This window comes from Alloalcanivorax sp., from assembly GCF_964221125.1.
GTDB lineage: Bacteria > Pseudomonadota > Gammaproteobacteria > Pseudomonadales > Alcanivoracaceae > Alloalcanivorax > Alloalcanivorax venustensis.
Genome location: NZ_CAXPXK010000077.1, coordinates 14,516 through 32,295 on the forward strand (window position 1 = coordinate 14,516; position 17,780 = coordinate 32,295).

General features: G+C 67.2%; 15 protein-coding genes. 4 read left to right on the top strand and 11 right to left on the bottom strand.

Annotated elements, in window-relative coordinates:
* Positions 1-22: 22 nt before the first annotated feature.
* Genes ACEQZD_RS09445 through pilG form a run of 9 tightly spaced genes read right to left on the bottom strand, consistent with a single transcriptional unit; the run spans position 23 to position 13,410 of the window.
* Positions 23-1,015: an MBL fold metallo-hydrolase gene (locus tag ACEQZD_RS09445; protein WP_370185134.1), complete on the bottom strand. Its 993-nt coding sequence runs from the start codon at positions 1,013-1,015 to the stop codon at positions 23-25.
* Positions 1,012-1,467, bottom strand: a complete 456-nt coding sequence (locus ACEQZD_RS09450; RefSeq protein WP_142947918.1) for a chemotaxis protein CheW — start codon at positions 1,465-1,467, stop codon at positions 1,012-1,014. The genes ACEQZD_RS09445 and ACEQZD_RS09450 overlap by 4 nt, the downstream gene beginning before the upstream one ends.
* A 9-nt stretch (positions 1,468-1,476) precedes the next feature.
* Positions 1,477-2,514 (bottom strand): chemotaxis protein CheB, encoded by a 1,038-nt coding sequence (locus tag ACEQZD_RS09455; RefSeq protein WP_370185136.1) that lies wholly within the window; start codon positions 2,512-2,514, stop codon positions 1,477-1,479.
* Entirely contained in the window at positions 2,514-9,032 is a 6,519-nt protein-coding gene (locus ACEQZD_RS09460; protein WP_370185138.1) for an Hpt domain-containing protein, read from the bottom strand. Before ACEQZD_RS09460 ends, ACEQZD_RS09455 begins: the two co-directional genes overlap by 1 nt.
* 28 nt (positions 9,033-9,060) lie before the next feature.
* Positions 9,061-9,936, bottom strand: a complete 876-nt coding sequence (locus ACEQZD_RS09465) for a protein-glutamate O-methyltransferase CheR (RefSeq protein WP_142947915.1) — start codon at positions 9,934-9,936, stop codon at positions 9,061-9,063.
* Positions 9,937-9,967: 31 nt separating this feature from the next.
* Complete coding sequence (locus tag ACEQZD_RS09470) at positions 9,968-11,992, bottom strand: methyl-accepting chemotaxis protein (RefSeq protein WP_370185141.1); 2,025 nt, start codon at positions 11,990-11,992, stop codon at positions 9,968-9,970.
* Positions 11,993-12,043: 51 nt separating this feature from the next.
* Positions 12,044-12,592, bottom strand: a complete 549-nt coding sequence (locus tag ACEQZD_RS09475; protein ID WP_067605338.1) for a chemotaxis protein CheW — start codon at positions 12,590-12,592, stop codon at positions 12,044-12,046.
* A gap of 13 nt (positions 12,593-12,605) precedes the next feature.
* The gene (gene pilH / locus ACEQZD_RS09480; protein WP_067605340.1) at positions 12,606-12,974 is read right to left on the bottom strand and encodes a twitching motility response regulator PilH; all 369 of its coding nucleotides are present in this window, start codon (positions 12,972-12,974) and stop codon (positions 12,606-12,608) included.
* 58 nt (positions 12,975-13,032) lie between these two features.
* Positions 13,033-13,410, bottom strand: a complete 378-nt coding sequence (pilG, locus tag ACEQZD_RS09485; RefSeq protein ID WP_067606169.1) for a twitching motility response regulator PilG — start codon at positions 13,408-13,410, stop codon at positions 13,033-13,035.
* A 307-nt stretch (positions 13,411-13,717) separates the two neighbouring features.
* Between pilG and gshB the strand changes: the two genes are divergently transcribed.
* The 4 genes from gshB (at position 13,718) to ruvX (ending at position 16,593) form a co-directional block, all read left to right on the top strand.
* Positions 13,718-14,662: a glutathione synthase gene (gene gshB, locus ACEQZD_RS09490; RefSeq protein WP_370185144.1), complete on the top strand. Its 945-nt coding sequence runs from the start codon at positions 13,718-13,720 to the stop codon at positions 14,660-14,662.
* Between the two features lie 7 nt (positions 14,663-14,669).
* Positions 14,670-15,539 carry an energy transducer TonB gene (locus ACEQZD_RS09495; RefSeq protein WP_370185146.1) on the top strand — a complete coding sequence of 290 codons (870 nt, stop codon included), beginning with the start codon at positions 14,670-14,672 and terminating at the stop codon, positions 15,537-15,539.
* 69 nt (positions 15,540-15,608) lie between these two features.
* The gene (locus tag ACEQZD_RS09500; RefSeq protein ID WP_142947911.1) at positions 15,609-16,172 is read left to right on the top strand and encodes a YqgE/AlgH family protein; all 564 of its coding nucleotides are present in this window, start codon (positions 15,609-15,611) and stop codon (positions 16,170-16,172) included.
* Positions 16,173-16,185: 13 nt separating this feature from the next.
* Positions 16,186-16,593 carry a Holliday junction resolvase RuvX gene (gene ruvX, locus ACEQZD_RS09505; protein WP_194856769.1) on the top strand — a complete coding sequence of 136 codons (408 nt, stop codon included), beginning with the start codon at positions 16,186-16,188 and terminating at the stop codon, positions 16,591-16,593.
* A 16-nt stretch (positions 16,594-16,609) separates the two neighbouring features.
* On the opposite strand, the gene ACEQZD_RS09510 is transcribed toward ruvX, so the two are convergent.
* Both ACEQZD_RS09510 and ACEQZD_RS09515 read right to left on the bottom strand, forming a co-directional pair.
* The gene (locus ACEQZD_RS09510; protein WP_142947909.1) at positions 16,610-17,194 is read right to left on the bottom strand and encodes a YceI family protein; all 585 of its coding nucleotides are present in this window, start codon (positions 17,192-17,194) and stop codon (positions 16,610-16,612) included.
* A 31-nt stretch (positions 17,195-17,225) separates the two neighbouring features.
* Positions 17,226-17,771 (bottom strand): cytochrome b, encoded by a 546-nt coding sequence (locus ACEQZD_RS09515; protein WP_370185149.1) that lies wholly within the window; start codon positions 17,769-17,771, stop codon positions 17,226-17,228.
* Between the last annotated feature and the right edge of the window lie 9 nt (positions 17,772-17,780).

Below are 17,780 nucleotides of genomic sequence, written 5' to 3' on the forward strand. Positions count from 1 at the left end.
CGCGGCTCCTCCCAATGCACGCTCAGAGACTTTCCAGAGTCAGGGTATCGCCATGCCCCGGTACGCGGAAAGCGTCCGCCGCCACGCCGTGGCGCGCCAGGGCGGCGGCCAGCGCCTTGGGCGGCTCGTCCAGGGGCTCGTCGGTGAGCACGAAGGTGCCCCAGTGCATGGCCAGGGACTGGCGGGCGCGCAGGTCCAGATGGATGCGCACCGCCTCGTCCGGATTGATGTGCACCGGCGCCATGAACCAGCGTGGCGCATAGGCGCCGATCGGCAGCAGGGCCGCGTCCACCGGCCCCAGCACGTCGCCGATTTCCTCGAACACCGGTGCGTAGCCGGTATCGCCGGCGAACATCAGGCTGAAGTCGGGCCAGTTGAGCCGCCAGCCGCACCACAGGGTACGGTTGCGGTCACGGGCGCCGCGGCCGCTGAAATGCTGGGACGGAACACAGAAGGCGTCGACCTCCCCTTCCCGGTGGTGCTGCCACCAGCTCAATTCCACCACCCGGCCGATGCCGCGCCGGCGCAGCCAGGCGCCCACGCCGGAGGGCGCGAACCACAGCACCTGGTCGCCGAAACGGCGGTTGAGCGCGTCCACGGCGGCGCGGTCCAGATGATCATAGTGATTGTGGGACACCAGCACGGCGTGGATCGGCGGCAGCTCGTCAATCTCCAGCGCCGGGGCGACGGCGCGTTTGGGGCCTGCGAACGACAGCGGTGAGCAGCGTTCCGCGAACACCGGGTCGGTGAGCAGGTTCCAGCCCTGGTATTGAATCAGATAGGTGGCGTGGCCGATCCAGGTAAAGCGCGGTTGCGGCGCCGGCGCCGCCAGCTCCGCCGGGTCCGGCCGGCGCAGTGGAAACGGCAGGCGGCGCGGAAAGCGGCCGCCGGTTTGGCGCTGCCAGCGCAGGAACTCGCGCAGGCCGTGGTGCGGGGTGGGATAGCGGTTGATAAAGCGCCGCCCGTCGTGGGGCCGCTCCGCCGCCAGCTGTTCCAGGCGTGCCCAGTCGGTCATCGCGACAGCCCGGCGACGGCGCCTTCCACCGCATCCAGATCCGGGATCACCGCCAGGTCGCCGCCCACCTGAACGTACATGGCTTCCGCCGGGCCGGTGTCGCCGGGCTCTTCCACCGGGTCGCCCTTGTCCACGCGCAGCAGGCGGGGAATCCCCTGCACCACCACGGCGTAAAAGCGGGACACGCCGGAAACGGTGTTGATCACCGCGATGCGCGCGTCCGGGCCGATGGCCACCTGGCCGGACTCGTTCAGCTTTTCATAGGAGATCAGCGGCAGGTCCTGCTCGCGCCAGTTAATCCAGCCGAGCAGCCACTCCGGGCCGTGACCGGGCCGGTCCGGCTGGCGCAGCGGAATCACCTCCGCCACCACGATGTTCGGGATCAGCCAGGGCCGGCCGTTCATCGGGATCAGCAGGCTGGGCAGGGACTCGGGAATTTGCGCCTCGGACATGCGACTTCCTCAACTTATTCTTGGTTCACCGGAAACACGGGCCGTCTCGGCCACTTCCCGGCGCACTCGGTCGACCAGTTGCCGCGCCAGTTGTTCCGGTGTGCCACTGTACCCGACGCAGCCGGTTTCGCGTACCGAATCCGGCTGGCTGCTGACCGCGCAGCTGTCCGCCGATTGCGCCCAGATGGCGGCGCCCTGGGCGGCCAGCCGGGGCGCGGCGATGGCGCCGTCGTTGCCCATGCCGGAGAACAGAATGGCGCCGTCGCAGTGGCCGAAGCCCTGCGCCAGGCTGCTCATCACCTGGTCGATGCAGGGTGCGTAGGGACCTTCCCAGGGCTCGCCGGTGAGCCGCGCCACGCCGTCGGTGTCGAACGACAGGCTTTGCGTGACCGGCGCCACCAGCACCCGGCCGTGGCCGAGCCGGTCACCGTCGCCGGCCACCTGGCAGTGGAACGGGCTGTCCCGGCGCAGCACCTGACACAGGGTGTCCAGGAAGCCGCCGTCGATGTGCTGGGCGAGCACGAACGCCACCGGCAGGTGTTCCGGCAGACAGTCGAGAAACTGTTTTACCGCCGCCGGGCCGCCCAGGCTGGCGCCCAGCACCCACACCCTTTGCGCCGTGGTGTCGCCGGCCAGGGCGCGGAATTCGCGCGGTTCGGGAATCGGCGCCGCCAGCGGGGTTTGCGGCACCGCGGCCAGGTTTTCCTCCAGCCCCGGTGCGCCGATATAGCCCACCAGCTTGGTCATCAGGCGCCGCTCCCAGCGCGGGTAATGGTCGGCGGTGCGGGCCGGCGCCTGGCCGTCGCAGAACAGCAGGGGCGCGGCGGCGTTTTCCAGCAGGCCGTCGAGAAAGCGCTGCCAGCGGTCCTCCCGGGACAGGTCCACCACCCACAGGTCCAGGGCGTCGGCGGCCAGCCAGCGGTCTTCCAGATGTTCCGGGTCGGTGTTGACCACCACCCGGTAGCCCTGGCCCTTGATGGCGCCCGCCAGCAGATGCCCCTGCAGGGTATCGTCGGCGATCACGCCGACCCGGCCCGGGGCGGCCATCAGTGGCTGGTCTCCCGGGTCTCGCCGAGCAGCTCACGCAGGGTGACCAGCAGCTCGCTCTCCTGGAACGGCTTGCCCAGATAGCAGTTCACGCCGATGTCGAAGGCCCGCTCCCGGTGTTTCTCGCCGGTGCGCGAGGTGATCATGATGATCGGCACGTCCTTGAGGCGTTCGTCGTGGCGCACGTGGGTGGCCACTTCGAAGCCGTCCATGCGCGGCATCTCGATGTCCAGCAGCATGGCGGCGGGGGTGTGCTCTTCCAGGGTGGCGATGGCGTCGATACCGTCCTTGGCGGTGATCACCTCGAAGCCGCTGCGTTCCAGCAGACGGCCGGTCACCTTGCGCACCGTCACCGAGTCGTCCACCACCATCACCAGCGGTGCCACGCGGCGCTCGTGCTCGTAATCCGGCGTTTCCGGCTCGGCGGGCAGCGCTTCCTGAGCCTGCGGCAGGGCCGCCTGCTGGGCCTGGGCGGCGCGGATCAGCGAGTGGATATCGAGAATGATCACCACCGCGCCGTCGCCGAGGATGGTGGCGCCGCTGATGCCGGCCACGCTGGCCAGCTGCGGCCCCACGGACTTGACCACCACTTCCCGCGAACCGATCAGGTTGTCCACCACCAGCGCCACGGTGTGATCGGCGCTGCGGATCAGCAGCACCGGCATCGGCTGGCTGTGGTTGTCCAGGTGCGGCTGGGCCACGTCGTGCACGAAGCGGCCCAGATAGTGCAGGTCGTATTCCTGGCCGGCGTAGCGGTAGGCCGGCAGGCCGCCTTCCTGGCGGGCCTGGAAATAGTCGCTCAGCTCGTAGGGGCTGACCCGCACGATGCCTTCGATCTGGTTCAGCGGGATGGCGTAGGCGTCCTCGCCGACGCGCACCATCAGCGCCCGGTTCATGGCCAGGGTGAACGGCAGACGCACCACGAAGCGGGTGCCCTGCCCGGGCCGCGAGTCGATGGTCACCGAGCCGCCCAGCTGTTTGATCTCGCTGGCCACCACGTCCATGCCCACGCCCCGGCCGGACAGCTGGGTCACCTGGCTGGCGGTGGAGAAGCCGGCGTGGAAGATGAACTGCTGCACTTCGTGGTCGGGCAGCGGGGTGTTCTCCGCCATCAGACCCCGTTCGATGGCTTTGCGGCGTACCGCGTCGGTGTCGATGCCCTTGCCGTCGTCGGCCAGGGTGATCACCACTTCGCCGCCTTCGCGGGAGAGCTCCAGGCTGACGTGGCCGCTCTCCTCCTTGCCGGCGCCACGGCGCTGCGCCGGGTCCTCGATGCCGTGGTCCACGGCGTTGCGCAGCATGTGCTCCAGCGGCGCCACCACGCGCTCCATCAGGGTGCGGTCCAGCTCGCCTTCCGGGTTGATCACGTCGAAGGCGACACGCTTGCCCACTTCGCCGGACACCTGCCGCACGATGCGCCGCAGCCGCGGCACCAGGCGGGAGAACGGCACCATGCGGGTGCGCATGAGCTTTTCCTGCAGGTCGGTGTTAATGCGCTGTTGCTGCAGCAGCAGGGTTTCCGTGTCGCGGGTGCGATCCAGCAGGGTGTTCTTCAGGTCCAGCAGGTCCGAGGCGGACTCGGAAAGCTGTTTGGTGATCTGGTGCAGTTCCGAATACTGGTCCATTTCCAGCGGGTCGAAACGGCCGTCGATTTCGCCGCTGTCCACGCCCTTCTGGTAGGTGGACATGATCTGCGCTTCGGTCTCGGCGTCGAGCCGGCGCAGCTGCTCGTAGAGGCGCACCACGGTGGCGCCCATCTCGCCGATGTTGAAGCCGAACTCGCTGATGCTCTGTTCCACCCGGCCGCGGTTGATGGAGGTCTCGCCGGCCAGGTTGACCAGCGCTTCCAGCACGTCGGCGCCGACCCGCACCATTTCCTGGGGCTGTGACTGGGGGCGCCGCTCCTCGCGTTTAACGCCGGGTTGCGCGCTGGCTTCCGGGCGGGTCTCGCGGGTCGCCGGCGGCTGCGCCGGCAGCGGCTGGGCGGCCGCCGCGCGGCGCAGTTCCACTAGGCGCTCGTTGAGGGCGTCGAATTCCGCCGTCATCGCCTGGAAATCGTTTTCGTCCGGGTCGCGCCGCTGGCTTTCCAGGTTGTGCATCAGGGTTTCGAACCGGTGGCTCATCTCCCCCAGCTCATTAAGACCGGACAGCCGCGCCCCGCCCTTCAGGGTGTGCAGGGCCCGTTTCAGGTCGTCAATGAAATCCCGGCTTTCCGGGTGATCGCGCCAGGACACCAGGCAGCCGTCGATGATTTCGCAGAGCTCCTCGGCCTCTTCCAGGAAGACGTCGAGAATCTCCAGGTCCACTTCATCGGGCAGCGGCGTGTCGGGCTCGGCGTCGGCCCCGGCCGGTTGGGACGGCGCCGGTTCGGCGGAGGCGGCGGGCAGCGTGAAAGCGCCCGGGTCGCGCAGATAATCGTGCAGCGCGGTGATCAGGTCGTCGCCGCCGGTCAGCGGTGGCCCGGCGCCGAGCTGGTCGACCATCTCCGCCAGCCGGTCGTGGCAGCGGTGCAGCAGGTCGAACAGCACCGGCTGCACCGGCAGGCGGTCCAGGGCCAGGGCTTCGTAGAGGGTTTCCAGTTCATGGCCCAGGTCGCCGAGGGGCTGCACCTCGGCCATGCGGGCGCCGCCTTTGAGGGTATGCAGATCGCGCTGCAGGGACTGGATTTCCAGGCTGTTGCCGGTGTCGGTGATCCAGGTGTCCAGGCTGCGGCCGGCGGACTCGAGAATGTCGTGGGCTTCTTCCAGGAAGATCGCCACCAGTTCCGGGTCCCCCTGGGTGCCGTCGGCGGGCGCCGGGGCGTCGGGGGCGGCGGCCGGGTCCGGGGCCTGGCGCAACATCGCCTGGCGCAGCGCCTCGATCACCGCCGGGGCGGGCTCCGGCTTACCGCCGCTGCGCAGCGTGTCGATCATGTCCGCCAGCCGGTCGTGGCCCCGGTGCAGCACGTCGAACAGCGAGGGCGCGGGCGCCGGCTGGTTGGGGGCGCCGGCCATTTCGTAAAGGTTTTCCAGTTCGTGGGCGAGATCGCCGACGGCGGTGACGCCGGCCATGCGGGCGCCGCCCTTGAGGGTGTGCAGGTCCCGTTGCAGGGCCGCCAGGCTGTCGGCTTCGCCGTGCTCCCAGGCGGTCAGGTGTTCGCTGGACGAGAGCAGCAGGTCTTCCGCTTCTTCCAGGAACAGCAGCACCAGCTCCGGGTCCAGGGGCGCGTCGTCGCCGCCGCCGGCGCGGTCCGCGGGGGCCGGCACGCCGCCGCCCGGGCCGTCCGGTCCGGGGGTTTCGGCCAGGTCGCGCAGGCTGTCCACCAGGCCCAGTTCCGGGCGCACGGTCTGCCCGGCGGCCAGACAGTCCATCATGTTCATCAGGGCCTCGTGGCCCTCGCGCGCCAGTTCCAGCAAGGCTTCGCTGAACGGCAGGCGGCCCTGGTTGACGCCGGAATAGACGCTGGCCAGCGCCTTGGCCAGGCCGTGGATTTCATCCAGGTTGGCGGTGCGGGCGCTGTTGGCGAGCAGCTCCAGTTCGTCGCGCAGGCGCGCCAGCTCCTCGGTGTGGCCCGGCTCTTCGGCCCACTGTTCCAGCAGGTTGTCGGTGTCGATGATCAGGTCCATGCCTTCGGACAGGAACACCGAAAGAATATGCGGGTCGGCGCCGTCGCGGTGCTCGTTGAGCGCTTCGCGGGCCTGCACCAGGCGTTCGATCAGGGTGGCGGCGTCGCCGGGCAATTCCGTCAGGGCGCCGTCGTGCAGCTGCGCCAAACCGGCATCCAGCAGTCGGTGGGTCTGGTCGATCATTTCCACGGTGTCGGCGTCGGCGCGGCGCCCGCCGTTGACCAGCTCCTTGACCAGCTTCTCCGCCGGTTCCGCCAGCTCCGCCATGGCGTTGATCTCGGCCATGCGGGCGCTGCCCTTCAGGGTGTGCAGGGCGCGGTGCACCTGGTCGTCCAGGGGGTGCTCGGCGAAGTCCGGGTCGATCTGGTCCAGCCACTCGCGCACCAGTCCGAGGTTGCGCGCCGCCTCGCTGCGGAAGATATCCAGCAGCACCGGGTCGACCGCGTCGCCGGCGGCTTCGGTCTCCTCGGGGATCTGGAAATCCAGGGCATCCAGGTCCGCCAGCGGGTCGTCGTCCAGGGGCGGCGTGGCGTCGGGGGCTTGTTCGGACTCCGGCCCGGTGTCGGTTTGCGGCTCCCGGGGCGCGTCCGGGCGGTCAATGCTCGGCACCGCGTCCAGGTGCTGGCCGTCGGCGAGCGCGAACGCGGCCTCCTGCAGCGGCGTCACGTCGTAGGGCATCGGCCGGCGGTGGGCGAAGGCGTCCACCAGGTCCGGGATCAGGCCGTGCACGGTGCGCACCAGCTCGATCAGGGTGGCGTCGGGCTCGATGGCGCCGTCGATCACCCGGTTCATCATGTTCTCGATCGACCAGGCCAGCTCCCCCACGGTGGTGGCGCCCACCATGCGGCCGGAGCCTTTGAGGGTGTGGAAGGCGCGGCGGAATTCCACCAGCGCGGTTTCGTCGCCGGTGTTGGCCGCCCAGCGCGGGAAGTACTGATCCAGGGCCTCGAGCACTTCGTCGGCTTCTTCGACGAAGATCTCGATGATTTCGTCGTCGATCAGCTCTTCGTCGTGCTCCTCGATGCCGCCCTGGTCGCCGGGCTCCGGCGCCGCCGCTTCGTCGGGCGACGCTTCGAGCGCGTCATCGTCCTGGGGGGCGTCCTCGGTGAGCAGCACCGGCGGTTCGTCCAGTGGCGCATTCAGCGGTTCATCCAGCGAATCGGCCGGCGCGTCCTCGACGTCGTCCGGCTGATCGGCGTGATCCGGCTCTTCGGTTTCCGCCTCGTCGACGGGCTCGGGCAACGGGTAGCCCAGGTCGCTGACGCTGGCCCGCGCCAGGCCGAGGATGTCATCGCGGGTTTCCGGGTCGTCGCTGAGACGCTCCAGGTAGTACTCCACCGAGGTGATGGCGTCGGCCAGGGTGTCCATGCTGCGCCAGTCCGGCTTGGACTGCTCCGCCATCAGCTGCTCTTGGATAAAGCGCACGCACTGGCGAAGAATGTCCGCCGGGCGGTCGAGCTGAACCACCTCCAGCCCGCCGCGCACCGCGTTGAGACGGTCGGGCACCGTTTTCAGGTGCTGGTGGTCCCAGTGCGAGGCGATGAATTCGATGATGCCGTCCTTGGCCTCTTCCAGGCCGGCGCGGCATTCGCGCAGCACCGCGTCCAGGGCCTGGCCCACATGGCGGGGCAGGTCGGCGCCGGTGGCCGGGGCCGGCCGGCGGTTGTCGCCGCCGATGCCGGCCAGGGTCGCTTCCACGTAGAGCAGCGCGCCGGCCACGTCCATCAGGGTGTCGCGGTGCGCGGGCCGGCGGCCGTCGACGATCGCTTCCATCACCTTGAGCTGCTCTTCCACCAGGGTGCGCGGCTGGCCGAGGCCGAGCATGGCCACGGTGTCGGACACCTGTTTCAGGCGGATCGCCTCCGGCGCCAGCGTGGCCGGGTCGGAATCGCCCTGGTGGACGAATTGCTCCAGGGCGTCCTTGATCTTGGTGAGCTCCTCGGACAGCGCCGTGACCACCGAGCTCATGGCCATGGAGTCCGGGCCGGTGAGGCGCTCGCGTTCGGCGTTGACCAGGTCTTCCGACGGCAGCGCGTCGTCGAGCCGGAAGCCGGCCCGCACTTCACGGATGCGCGGGCTGTCGTGGTCGGCCTTGGCGACGTAATACAGCAGGTTCTTGAGCAGTTCCGTGGGCGCCGGGCGTTCCAGGCTGTCGACGCCGTCGGCGGCCAGCTCGCGCAGGGTGCGGTCGATCTGGCCGAGCATCTGTTTCACCGAGGTGCCCAGCGCGATGGCGTCTTCCTGCAGGCCCTCCACCAGGGCGTCGGCGATCCGCCACAGCGGCCCGCGGGCGGCCTCCCCGGTGACCTGCTCAAGCTTGGCGAACACCTTGCGCATATAGGCCAGGTTGCGGTCCATGTCCTCGTTGCGCATCACCCCCACCAGGGCGAGCTGGAACATCTGCCGTATCTTGCGGGCCAGTTGCGCGAAGCGCGGGTCGTTGAGCACCGCGTCGGAGAGGCGGCCGTCGCCCTGGGCGTGCTGCAGGTCCGGTTTGAACAGCGCGGTCTCGGACAGCAGCGCTTCGCCGCGGGCGGCGCGCAGGTCGTTGAGCAGCGGCAGCAGCACCAGCGGCAGGTCGCGCCGGCTGCTGGCCACCCGGTCCAGGTAGGGCGGCAGCTGCAGGATCGCCCGCATCAGGGTTTCCTGGCTGTCGGCCACGTTGCCGACGCGCTGGTCCACCAGTGCCCGGGCCAGCTTTTCCATTTCCTCGGCGAGCAGGGCGGCGCCGTAGAATTCCACCATCTGCAGGGTGCCGCACACCTGGTGCAGGTGGGTCTGGCAAAAGCGCATGCGCGTGGAATCGTTGGGATTGTCCACGAACGCTTCCAGGGCCTGCTGGGCTTGATTCAGTGTCTCCTGAATTTCCCCCCGGACCCAGTCCAGCGCCAGATAGTCGTGACGGTCGCTCATGCCCTTTCCCCCATGGAACTCAGGCCTCTCATTGCCGGCGCCGGAACGCCAGAGTGTCGGCGAAGTGCACCCTTTCCAGGCGCGGGTCGTGCCAATCGGTGATTTCGCCGGGGCCCAGCACCAGCAATCCGCCGGGCGCCAGGCGCCCGGCCAACTGGTTAACGATCTGTCGCTTCCGCCAGCGGCGGAAGTAAATCAGCATGTTCTGGCAAAAAATCAGGTCCATATCGTCCATCGGTGCCTGATCCAGATTCAGCACGTTCAGATGGGCGAAGCAGACCCGCTCGCGCAGACCGTCCGCCACCTGCATGGTGTGCGTGTCCGCGTCCTTGAAATAGCGTTCGCGCAGCGCCGGGTCGATCTGCTCCACACGGCGCCGGGGAAACAGCCCGCGGCGCGCCTTGGCCAGCGTCGGCAGGCTGATGTCCGTGCCGGTGATGCCGTAGAACAGCGCTTTGCCGTGGGCTCGGAACCGCTCGCTGATCAACATCGCCAGGGAGTAGGCTTCCTCGCCGGTGGAGCAGCCCACGCTCCAGGCGTTGAGGGTGGCGCCGGTGCCCCGCTCGGCGGCGAACTGGCCGAGGTAGTCCTCCACCAGCGCGAAGGAGCCGGGGTGACGGAAGAAGCTGGTTTCCTGCACCGTCAGCCGGTCCACCAGGGTGGACCACTCCATGGCGCGGGACTCGGTGGCCCCGGTGACCAGCTGCTGATAGTAGGTGTCGTAGTCGTCCAGCCCCAGCTCGCGCATGCGGATATTGAGGCTGCTTTCCAGGAATTGCTTGCGCTCCGGCGCCAGCGTCATCCCGGTGCGCTCCTCCAGCAGGGCCTGCCAGAGCTGGAACTGCTCGGCATCCATGGCGGGGGCGCTCTTGATCGACCAGCGATCTGTCACTGCAAAACCCATGGTTCCGTCTCCGGAACCGGCTTACGCCGGTTCAGGAATGCTCCGGCAGGCGGAAGCCGGCGACTGAATTCCGCATTTCCTGCGCCATTTCCGCCAGGTCGCCAATCGAGCGGGCGGTGGCGGTGGTACCGGCGGAAGTCTGCGAGGTAATTTCCTGGATCACGTTCATGGTGTTGGAGATGTGACCCGCCGAGGCCGCCTGCTGGCGCGCCGCGTTGGAAATGTTCTGGATCAGATCCGCCAGGTTCTTGGATACGTTCTCGATCTCTTCCAGGGCCACACCGGCGTCCTGGGCCAGGCGCGCCCCTTTCACCACCTCGGCGGTGGTGGCTTCCATGGAGATCACCGCCTCGTTGGTGTCGGTCTGAATGGTTTTCACCAGGGTTTCGATCTGCTTGGTGGCGGCGGCGGAGCGTTCCGCCAGGCGTTGTACTTCGTCCGCCACCACCGCGAAGCCGCGGCCCGCTTCCCCGGCCATGGAGGCCTGGATCGCCGCGTTCAGTGCCAGAATGTTGGTCTGGTCGGCGATGTCGTTAATCAGGCTCACGATGTCGCCGATCTCCTGGGAGGATTCACCCAGGCGCTTGATCCGCTTGGAGGTTTCCTGAATCTGCTCGCGGATGGTGTCCATGCCGTGGATGGTGGCCTGCACCACCTCGGCGCCCTTGTTGGCGATCGCCACCGCTTTTTCCGCCACCGCGGCGGACTCGGCGGCGTTGGCGGATACCTGGTCAATGGACACCGCCATTTCGTTCACCGCCGCCGAGGCGCCGGCGATTTCCTGGGCCTGGTGCTCGGAGGCTTCCGCCAGATGCATCGCCGTGGACTGGGTTTCCTGGGCTGCCGAGGCCACCTGCACGGCGGAGTTGTTGATGGTCTGTACCAGGCTGCGCAGCTGGTCGATGGAGTAGTTGATGGAGTCGGCGATGGCGCCGGTGAAGTCCTCGGTCACCGTCGCTTCCACGGTCAGGTCACCGTCCGCCAGGTCGCCCAGCTCGTCCAGCAGGCGCAGAATCGCCGCCTGGTTACGCTGGTTCTCGCTTTCCAGTTCGTTCCGGCGGCGGGCCGCCTCACGGTTACGCTGCAGCATGATCAGGAAGAACAGCAACACGGCGATGGCGGCGCTCACCGCCCCCAGCCACAGCGACGGGAACAGGCCGGTGGTGGTCTGCTCGAACTGGGCGTTGAGGTTGGTGGATTCCTGCAGCAGGTCCTGGGAGTTACGGAAGATGGAGTCCGCCGCGCTGGCCACCTGGAACAGTTCCGGGGCGGTCTCGAGAATCTCGTCCACGGACTGGTTAACGAACTCGTCGAACAGCCGTGAGGTGCGGTCCAGATAGTTGAGCGCCTGCGGGTTGACGATCTGCTGCACGCCCATGGCTTCGTCGCCGGCCAGCATGCCGTTGAGCACGCGGCCGAATTCGGTGGCGTCGCGGCCGAAGTTGTCCGCCGCGATCACCGCGTTGTCGTCGCCTTCCAGCACCCGGGAGATGGAGCGCAGAATACGTTCGGTGAGCCAGATCTGGCGCTGGGCGAAGGCCACCTGCTCCGGCGGCGCGCCGGTGTCCACCAGGATGTCGACCACCGCCTGATACTCGGACTGCAGCTGCGGGATGGCCTGGGCCAGGGTGTCGGCCACCTCGTGCAGGTCGAGCACCGTGTCCTGACCGTTCAGAATCGTGCCGGTGTCCTGGCGCACTTGGTCCCACAGGGCCTGCAGCCGCTGTTTGACCTGCTCGTTGGCCACCGGCTCCTGCTTGAGGCCGTCCCAGGCCGACTGGAAGTCGCCGCGCGCGGCCTCCAACAGCTCGAAGGCGTCGGCGTTACCGGACGCCGCCTCCAGGGCGTTTTTGGCGATCTGCTGCGAGACCACGCGCAATTCCGAGGCTTCGGTGATGTTTTCCTGCGCCCGGTTCGCGGTGGTGGCCGACAACAGGAAGTTGGCCAGCGCTAGGGCAACAAAAATGGCCAGCCCGATATAAAGCGCAATATTCAACGGGTTGCTGCCCGCGCCCCCCCGCACCTTGCTGAACACGTTTCCCGGTTTGAACTTCATAACTGGCTCCTGGCCTGGCTCTGTTCTTATCTCCCCTGCGCGGCACGCCGCTCAGCCCGTTCGGGCCGCCTGCATGAAGCGCGGGTCCTGTGCCAGCCGGGAAAGGCTGAACACGGACCAGAATTCCCCGTCCCTCTGATAACCGCCACGCAGATACGGACCCACATCCTGTTCCGCGAGCGGCGATTGCTCCTGATACGCCTCGATGGGGAAGTGCTGCATCCCCAGCACTTCGTCCACGATCACGCCGGTGTACAGATCGTCCTGATCCAGCACCAGCAGACGGCGCCGCTTTTCCTGCAATTCCGAGGTCTTGCCGAGAAAGCGGCTGAGATCCATCACCGTCATCAGGCGCCCGCGCACATTGGCGACGCCCTTCATCCAGTTCAGCACCCCCGGCACCCGGGTATAGGCCGGCACCGAGAGAATTTCCGAGACTTCATCCATGGGCGCCACGTAAAAGCGCTCGTCCAGCGTAAAGCCGACGCCGCTCCAGTATTGGACCGCGTCTTCCTGCATCGGCAGGCTGGCGGCCTGCCGACGGCAGCGGACGAAATAGTCCGCCAGCTTGATGAAGGCGGCGGATGCGGCTGCGCTCATGACACCTCTGTGTTCATTGGTCGGCCAGTTGCCGATCCACGGTTTTCAACAGTACGTCTTCATGCACCGGTTTGGTCAGATAATCCTTGGCGCCCTGGCGTTTGCCCCAGACCCGGTCGGTTTCCTGATCCTTGGTGGTCACGATAATGATCGGAATGTGGGCGGTATCGGCGCCTTTGGTGAGCTGTCGGGTGGCCTGGAAGCCGTTCAGCCCCGGCATCACCACGTCCATCAGCACCAGGTCCGGCAGCTCCGAGCGTGCCATGGCCACGCCGTCGGCGCCATTGGCGGCCTCCAGTACGTGGTGGCCGTGCTTTTCCAGAATCTCCCGCAGTTTGTAACACTCGGTGGGAGAGTCATCGACAATAAGAATGCGTGCCATCTTTTCCTCTTCAGGTTGAGCACCGCGACCGCCCGCGGGATACGCCCCGCGGCGAGCGCTAGACGTGCTGGCGAATCGCCCCCAACAGCTCGTCTTTGGAGAACGGCTTGGTCAGGTACTCGTCAGAGCCCACGATTCGACCCTTGGCCTTGTCAAACAGACCGTCCTTGGAAGAGAGCATAATGACGGGGGTCGCCTTGAATGCGCTGTTGTTCTTGATCAGCGCGCAGGTCTGGTAGCCATCCAGTCGCGGCATCATGATGTCCACGAAGATAATACTGGGTTTGCTGTCGGCGATCTTGGCCAGGGCATCGAAGCCGTCGGTGGCGGTGATCACTTCACAACCCGCTTTTTTCAACAAGGTCTCGGCGGTGCGACGAATGGTCTTGGAGTCGTCGATCACCATCACCTTGAGGTCTTGGAAATTGTCAGTCATGGAGAACTGCCTTTAAACCGTGAACCGTTACAGGCCGCAACGTCTTTTAATTATGAGCCTTTGTTGTCATGCGATAGGCAGGGCCCGCGATCCTTCGTGTTCCCCCCACTACATGCCACCGCCCCTTTTCTAAGGGGTTCTTCCGAGGACCTTATGGGTGAAACAGCCCAAGCCGAGGTTTTAACACAGATTCTACATTCAATCTATAAGGCCCTGTGAGACCTGAGAAAAGCGTCCCGTAGCGGGGCGGGCGACGCACTGCTAACATTGCCGGGCAACCCCCTTCCCCGGTCGTCCTGGAGCAACCATGAGCCTCAACATCGGCGTGGTGATGGATCCCATCGCCCAGATCAAGCCCTGGAAAGACACCACCCTGGCGATGCTGCTGGAAGCGCAGCGACGCGGCTGGACCCTGCACTACATGGAGCCCGCCGACCTCTACGTCCGCGACGGCCGGGTGTTCGCCGTGACCTCCGACCTGACGGTGCGCGACGACAACCAGGACTGGTTCACCCTGGGCGAGCCGGCCCCCCGGGACCTGACCGGCATGGACATGATCCTGATGCGCCAGGATCCGCCCTTCGATGCCGCCTACCTGTACGCCACCTACCTGCTCGAGAAAGTCGAGCGCGAAGGCGTGCTGGTGGCCAACCGCCCGGCCAGTGTCCGCGACAGCAACGAAAAGCTGTTCGCCACCGACTTCCCCCAGTGCTGCGTGCCCACCCTGGTGTCCGGCCGCGCCGCCCTGCTGCGGGAGTTTGTAAAGGAGCAGGGTGACACCGTGATGAAACCGCTCGACGCCATGGGCGGCACCAATGTGTTCCGCATCGAGCCGGGCAGCTCCAACCTGAGCGTGATCATCGACGTGCTCACCGAGGACGGCAAAACGCCGATCATGGCCCAGCGCTTCGTGCCCGAGATCAAGCAGGGCGACAAGCGCATCCTGATGATCAACGGCGAGCCGGTGCCCTACGCCCTGGCGCGCATTCCCAAGGAGGGCGAATTCCGCGGCAACCTGGCCGCCGGCGGCACCGGCGAAGGGCGCGAGCTCACCGACCGCGACCGCTGGATTTGTGAACAGGTGGGCCCCACCCTCAAGCGCAAGGGCCTATACTTCGTGGGCCTGGACGTGATCGGTGATTATCTCACCGAGATTAACGTCACCAGCCCCACCTGCGTGCGCGAGCTGGATCAGATCTTCGGCATCAACATCGCCGGACAGTTGTTCGACGCCCTGCTGGAACTAAAATAACGACACCATGGCAGCACCTCAGGTAACCGCCGGCGACCGGCTTGGCTTCACATTGTTTCTCGCCCTGGCGGTGCACGGCGTGCTGCTGTTCGGCGTCGGCTTCGCGCCGGAAGAGCCCCGCGCGGCGCCCAACAGCCTGGATGTGACCCTGGCCATGCACCGCGCCGACGACGCCCCCGAGGAGGCGGATTTCATCGCCCAGGCGAACCAGGTGGGCTCCGGCACCGAAGAGGACAAAAGCGAGCTGACCACCACCGAGGAAGCCCCCTTCAGCGACCCGGACAGCCGCCAGGTGCAGCTCCAGGAGCCCACCGCGCGCCAGCCGACGCCGGTCACCCGCCAGAAGATCATCGTCACCCGGGCGCGCAGCGAGCGCGACATCGCCAGCGAACAGCAGGACCGCAACCAGGACGACCCGCGCCGCAAGGCGGACCAGGACAACGTGGACGAGCTCAGCCGTGAGATCGCCAGCCTGCAGGCGCGCCTGGACAAGCAGAAGCAGGCCTACGCCAAACGCCCCCGGGTGCGCCGGCTCACCTCGGTGTCCGCCAAGGCCCACTACGAGGCCGCCTACATCGAGGCGTTCCGCCGCAAGGTGGAAGCCACCGGCACCCGCCATTTCCCGCGCCGGGCGCTGGACAGCAACACCTTCGGCGGCGTGCGGCTGATGGTGGCGCTGCGCCGCGACGGCGGCATCGAGGAGGTCGAGGTGCTGCAATCCTCCGGCCATGACTTCCTCGACCAGGCGGCGGTGCAGAGCGTGCGCCTGGCGGCCCCGTTCGAGCCCTTCACGCGGGACATGCGCGAGCGCATGGACGTGCTGGAAATCATCCGCACCTGGAAATTCGACGCCAACCGGCGGGTTTCCTCCAAGTAAGCGCCCCTAAAACCACTTCCTGGCCGCCTGTCCCTTGCCCTCGCCGGGCCGCCCCCGGATACTGGGGCCATGGACAACGCCAGCCTCAAACATCAGCTTTTGATCGCCATGCCACAGATGGACGATCCCAACTTCGAGCACACCGTCACCTATGTGGTGGAGCACGGCGACGACGGCGCCATGGGCCTGACGCTCAACCGCCCGGTGTCGCTCAGCCTGCTCGATATCCTGGTGGACATGGACATCGAAGTGGAGGTGCCGCCCTCCGAGCAGCACCAGGTGGTGGCCGGCGGCCCGATCCAGCAGGACGCCGGCTTCGTGCTGCACCGCGCCACCGCCCGCCACTGGGACAGCACCGTGACGCTGGCGGACGGCCTGTGCCTGACCACCTCCCGGGACATCATGGAAGCGATCGCCATCGGCGAGGGCCCGGAGGCCACGCTGGTGTGCCTGGGCTACGCCGGCTGGGACGACGGCCAGCTGGAACAGGAGCTGGCGGACAACGTCTGGCTGAGCGTGGCCAGCACCCCCGAACTGGTGCTCGACACCCCCTTCGATCAGCGCTGGCACGCCGCCGCCGCCCGCCTGGGCGTGGATATGAGCCTGATCGCCACCCAGGTCGGCCACGGCTGATGGCGAGGCCCGATTGACCCTGATCGCGTTCGACCACGGTACCCATAAGATCGGCGTCGCCAGCGGCAACGCCATCACCGGCACCGCCACCCCTCTGCCGGCGTTACCCTGCCGTGACGGTCAGCCGGACTGGGACCAGATGACGGCCCTGTTGGAAGAGTGGCGCCCGGAGACGCTGGTGGTGGGGCTGCCGCTGAACATGGACGGCAGTGAAAGCGAATCCAGCCAGCGGGCGCGCAAATTCGCCCGCCGGCTGCACGGCCGCTTCGGCATCCGGGTATGGATGATCGACGAACGGCTTTCCACCCGGGAAGCCCGGGAGCGCACCGGCACCCGCCGCGCCGATCCCAAAGTGGATTCCATGGCGGCGGCGGTGATCGCCGAGGGCTACCTGGGCGGCGCCACGCCGGTGGCGCCTTAGCTGGTGATCCCCGCGGTTATTGGCGCACGCCTTCCACGGAAATAATGATCTCCACGGTTTCGGACGCCGGGCCCAGGTCCTTGGTGATGCCGAAGTCCGCCAGCTTCAGCGTGGTGCTGGCTTCCAGACCCATGCGGTAACCGCCCCAGGGATCGTCGCCGTAGCCGATCATCTTCGCGTCCAGGGTCACCGGCTTGGTGACGCCGTGCAGGGTGAAGTCACCGGTGATTTTGGCGGTGCGTTCGCCGGTTTGTTCGATGCGGGTGCTCTCGAAGGTGGCGGTGGGGTATTCGCTCACATCCAGAAAGTCGTCGCTGCGCAGGTGCTTGTCGCGCTCGGCGTGGTTGCTGTCGATGCTGGCGGTCTGGATCTCCGCGCGCACCTTGCTGTTCTCCGGGTTCTCCTCGTCCACCGTGAAGCTGCCGGTGAATTCGTTGAAGTTGCCGTACAGCCAGCTGTAGCCCAGGTGGGAGATCTTGAACAAGATGAACTGGTGCTGCCCCTCGGTATCGAACTGGTAGGTGCCGCCGGGCTTGTCGGCGAAGGCCGGGGTGCTCAGCAGCACCGCCAGCAGCGGGATCAGGATTCGGTGTTTCAGCATGGTGTTCTCCTTTCCGGTCTTGGTCGCAGGGTTACGGGCGCAACATCCGTTTGAGTGTCGCATCCCGGTCGATAAAGTGATGTTTCAGCGCCGCCAGGCCGTGCAGCCCGGCCAGCACCACCAGCGCCCAGGTGCTCCAGTAGTGCACCAGGCCGGCGCTGTCTTCCAGGCCGTTTTGACGCCCGGTCAGCGACGGCACCTGGAACAGCCCGAACACGTCGATGCCGCTGCCGTCGGCGGTGCTGATCAGATAGCCGCTGACCATCGCCACCAACAGCAACCCCAGCAGTCCCCAGTGCGCCAGCCGTGCGCCGATTCGCTCCCAGCGGTGGTGGCCGGCGAGCGGCGCCGGCGGCGGTGACAGGGCGCGCCAGGCCAGGCGGATCAGCACCACCGCCAGCAGCGTCAGGCCGACACCCCGGTGCAGGTCCGGCGCGCTCTGGTACCAGGGGTCGTAATAGCTGAGCTCCACCATATACAGCCCCAGCCCGAACAGCGCGAACACCGCCAGCGCCACCAGCCAGTGCAGGCCGATCGCGACCCAGCCGTAGCGAGCCTTGTCATTGCGTAGTTTCATAACCGAAGA

Coding starts and splice junctions, on each gene's coding strand:
- ACEQZD_RS09445 (WP_370185134.1), bottom strand. CDS start 1,015: ATGACCGACTGGGCACGCCTGGAACAGCTGGCGGCGGAGCGGCCCCAC.
- ACEQZD_RS09450 (WP_142947918.1), bottom strand. CDS start 1,467: ATGTCCGAGGCGCAAATTCCCGAGTCCCTGCCCAGCCTGCTGATCCCG.
- ACEQZD_RS09455 (WP_370185136.1), bottom strand. CDS start 2,514: ATGGCCGCCCCGGGCCGGGTCGGCGTGATCGCCGACGATACCCTGCAG.
- ACEQZD_RS09460 (WP_370185138.1), bottom strand. CDS start 9,032: ATGAGCGACCGTCACGACTATCTGGCGCTGGACTGGGTCCGGGGGGAA.
- ACEQZD_RS09465 (WP_142947915.1), bottom strand. CDS start 9,936: ATGGGTTTTGCAGTGACAGATCGCTGGTCGATCAAGAGCGCCCCCGCC.
- ACEQZD_RS09470 (WP_370185141.1), bottom strand. CDS start 11,992: ATGAAGTTCAAACCGGGAAACGTGTTCAGCAAGGTGCGGGGGGGCGCG.
- ACEQZD_RS09475 (WP_067605338.1), bottom strand. CDS start 12,592: ATGAGCGCAGCCGCATCCGCCGCCTTCATCAAGCTGGCGGACTATTTC.
- pilH (WP_067605340.1), bottom strand. CDS start 12,974: ATGGCACGCATTCTTATTGTCGATGACTCTCCCACCGAGTGTTACAAA.
- pilG (WP_067606169.1), bottom strand. CDS start 13,410: ATGACTGACAATTTCCAAGACCTCAAGGTGATGGTGATCGACGACTCC.
- gshB (WP_370185144.1), top strand. CDS start 13,718: ATGAGCCTCAACATCGGCGTGGTGATGGATCCCATCGCCCAGATCAAG.
- ACEQZD_RS09495 (WP_370185146.1), top strand. CDS start 14,670: ATGGCAGCACCTCAGGTAACCGCCGGCGACCGGCTTGGCTTCACATTG.
- ACEQZD_RS09500 (WP_142947911.1), top strand. CDS start 15,609: ATGGACAACGCCAGCCTCAAACATCAGCTTTTGATCGCCATGCCACAG.
- ACEQZD_RS09510 (WP_142947909.1), bottom strand. CDS start 17,194: ATGCTGAAACACCGAATCCTGATCCCGCTGCTGGCGGTGCTGCTGAGC.
- ACEQZD_RS09515 (WP_370185149.1), bottom strand. CDS start 17,771: ATGAAACTACGCAATGACAAGGCTCGCTACGGCTGGGTCGCGATCGGC.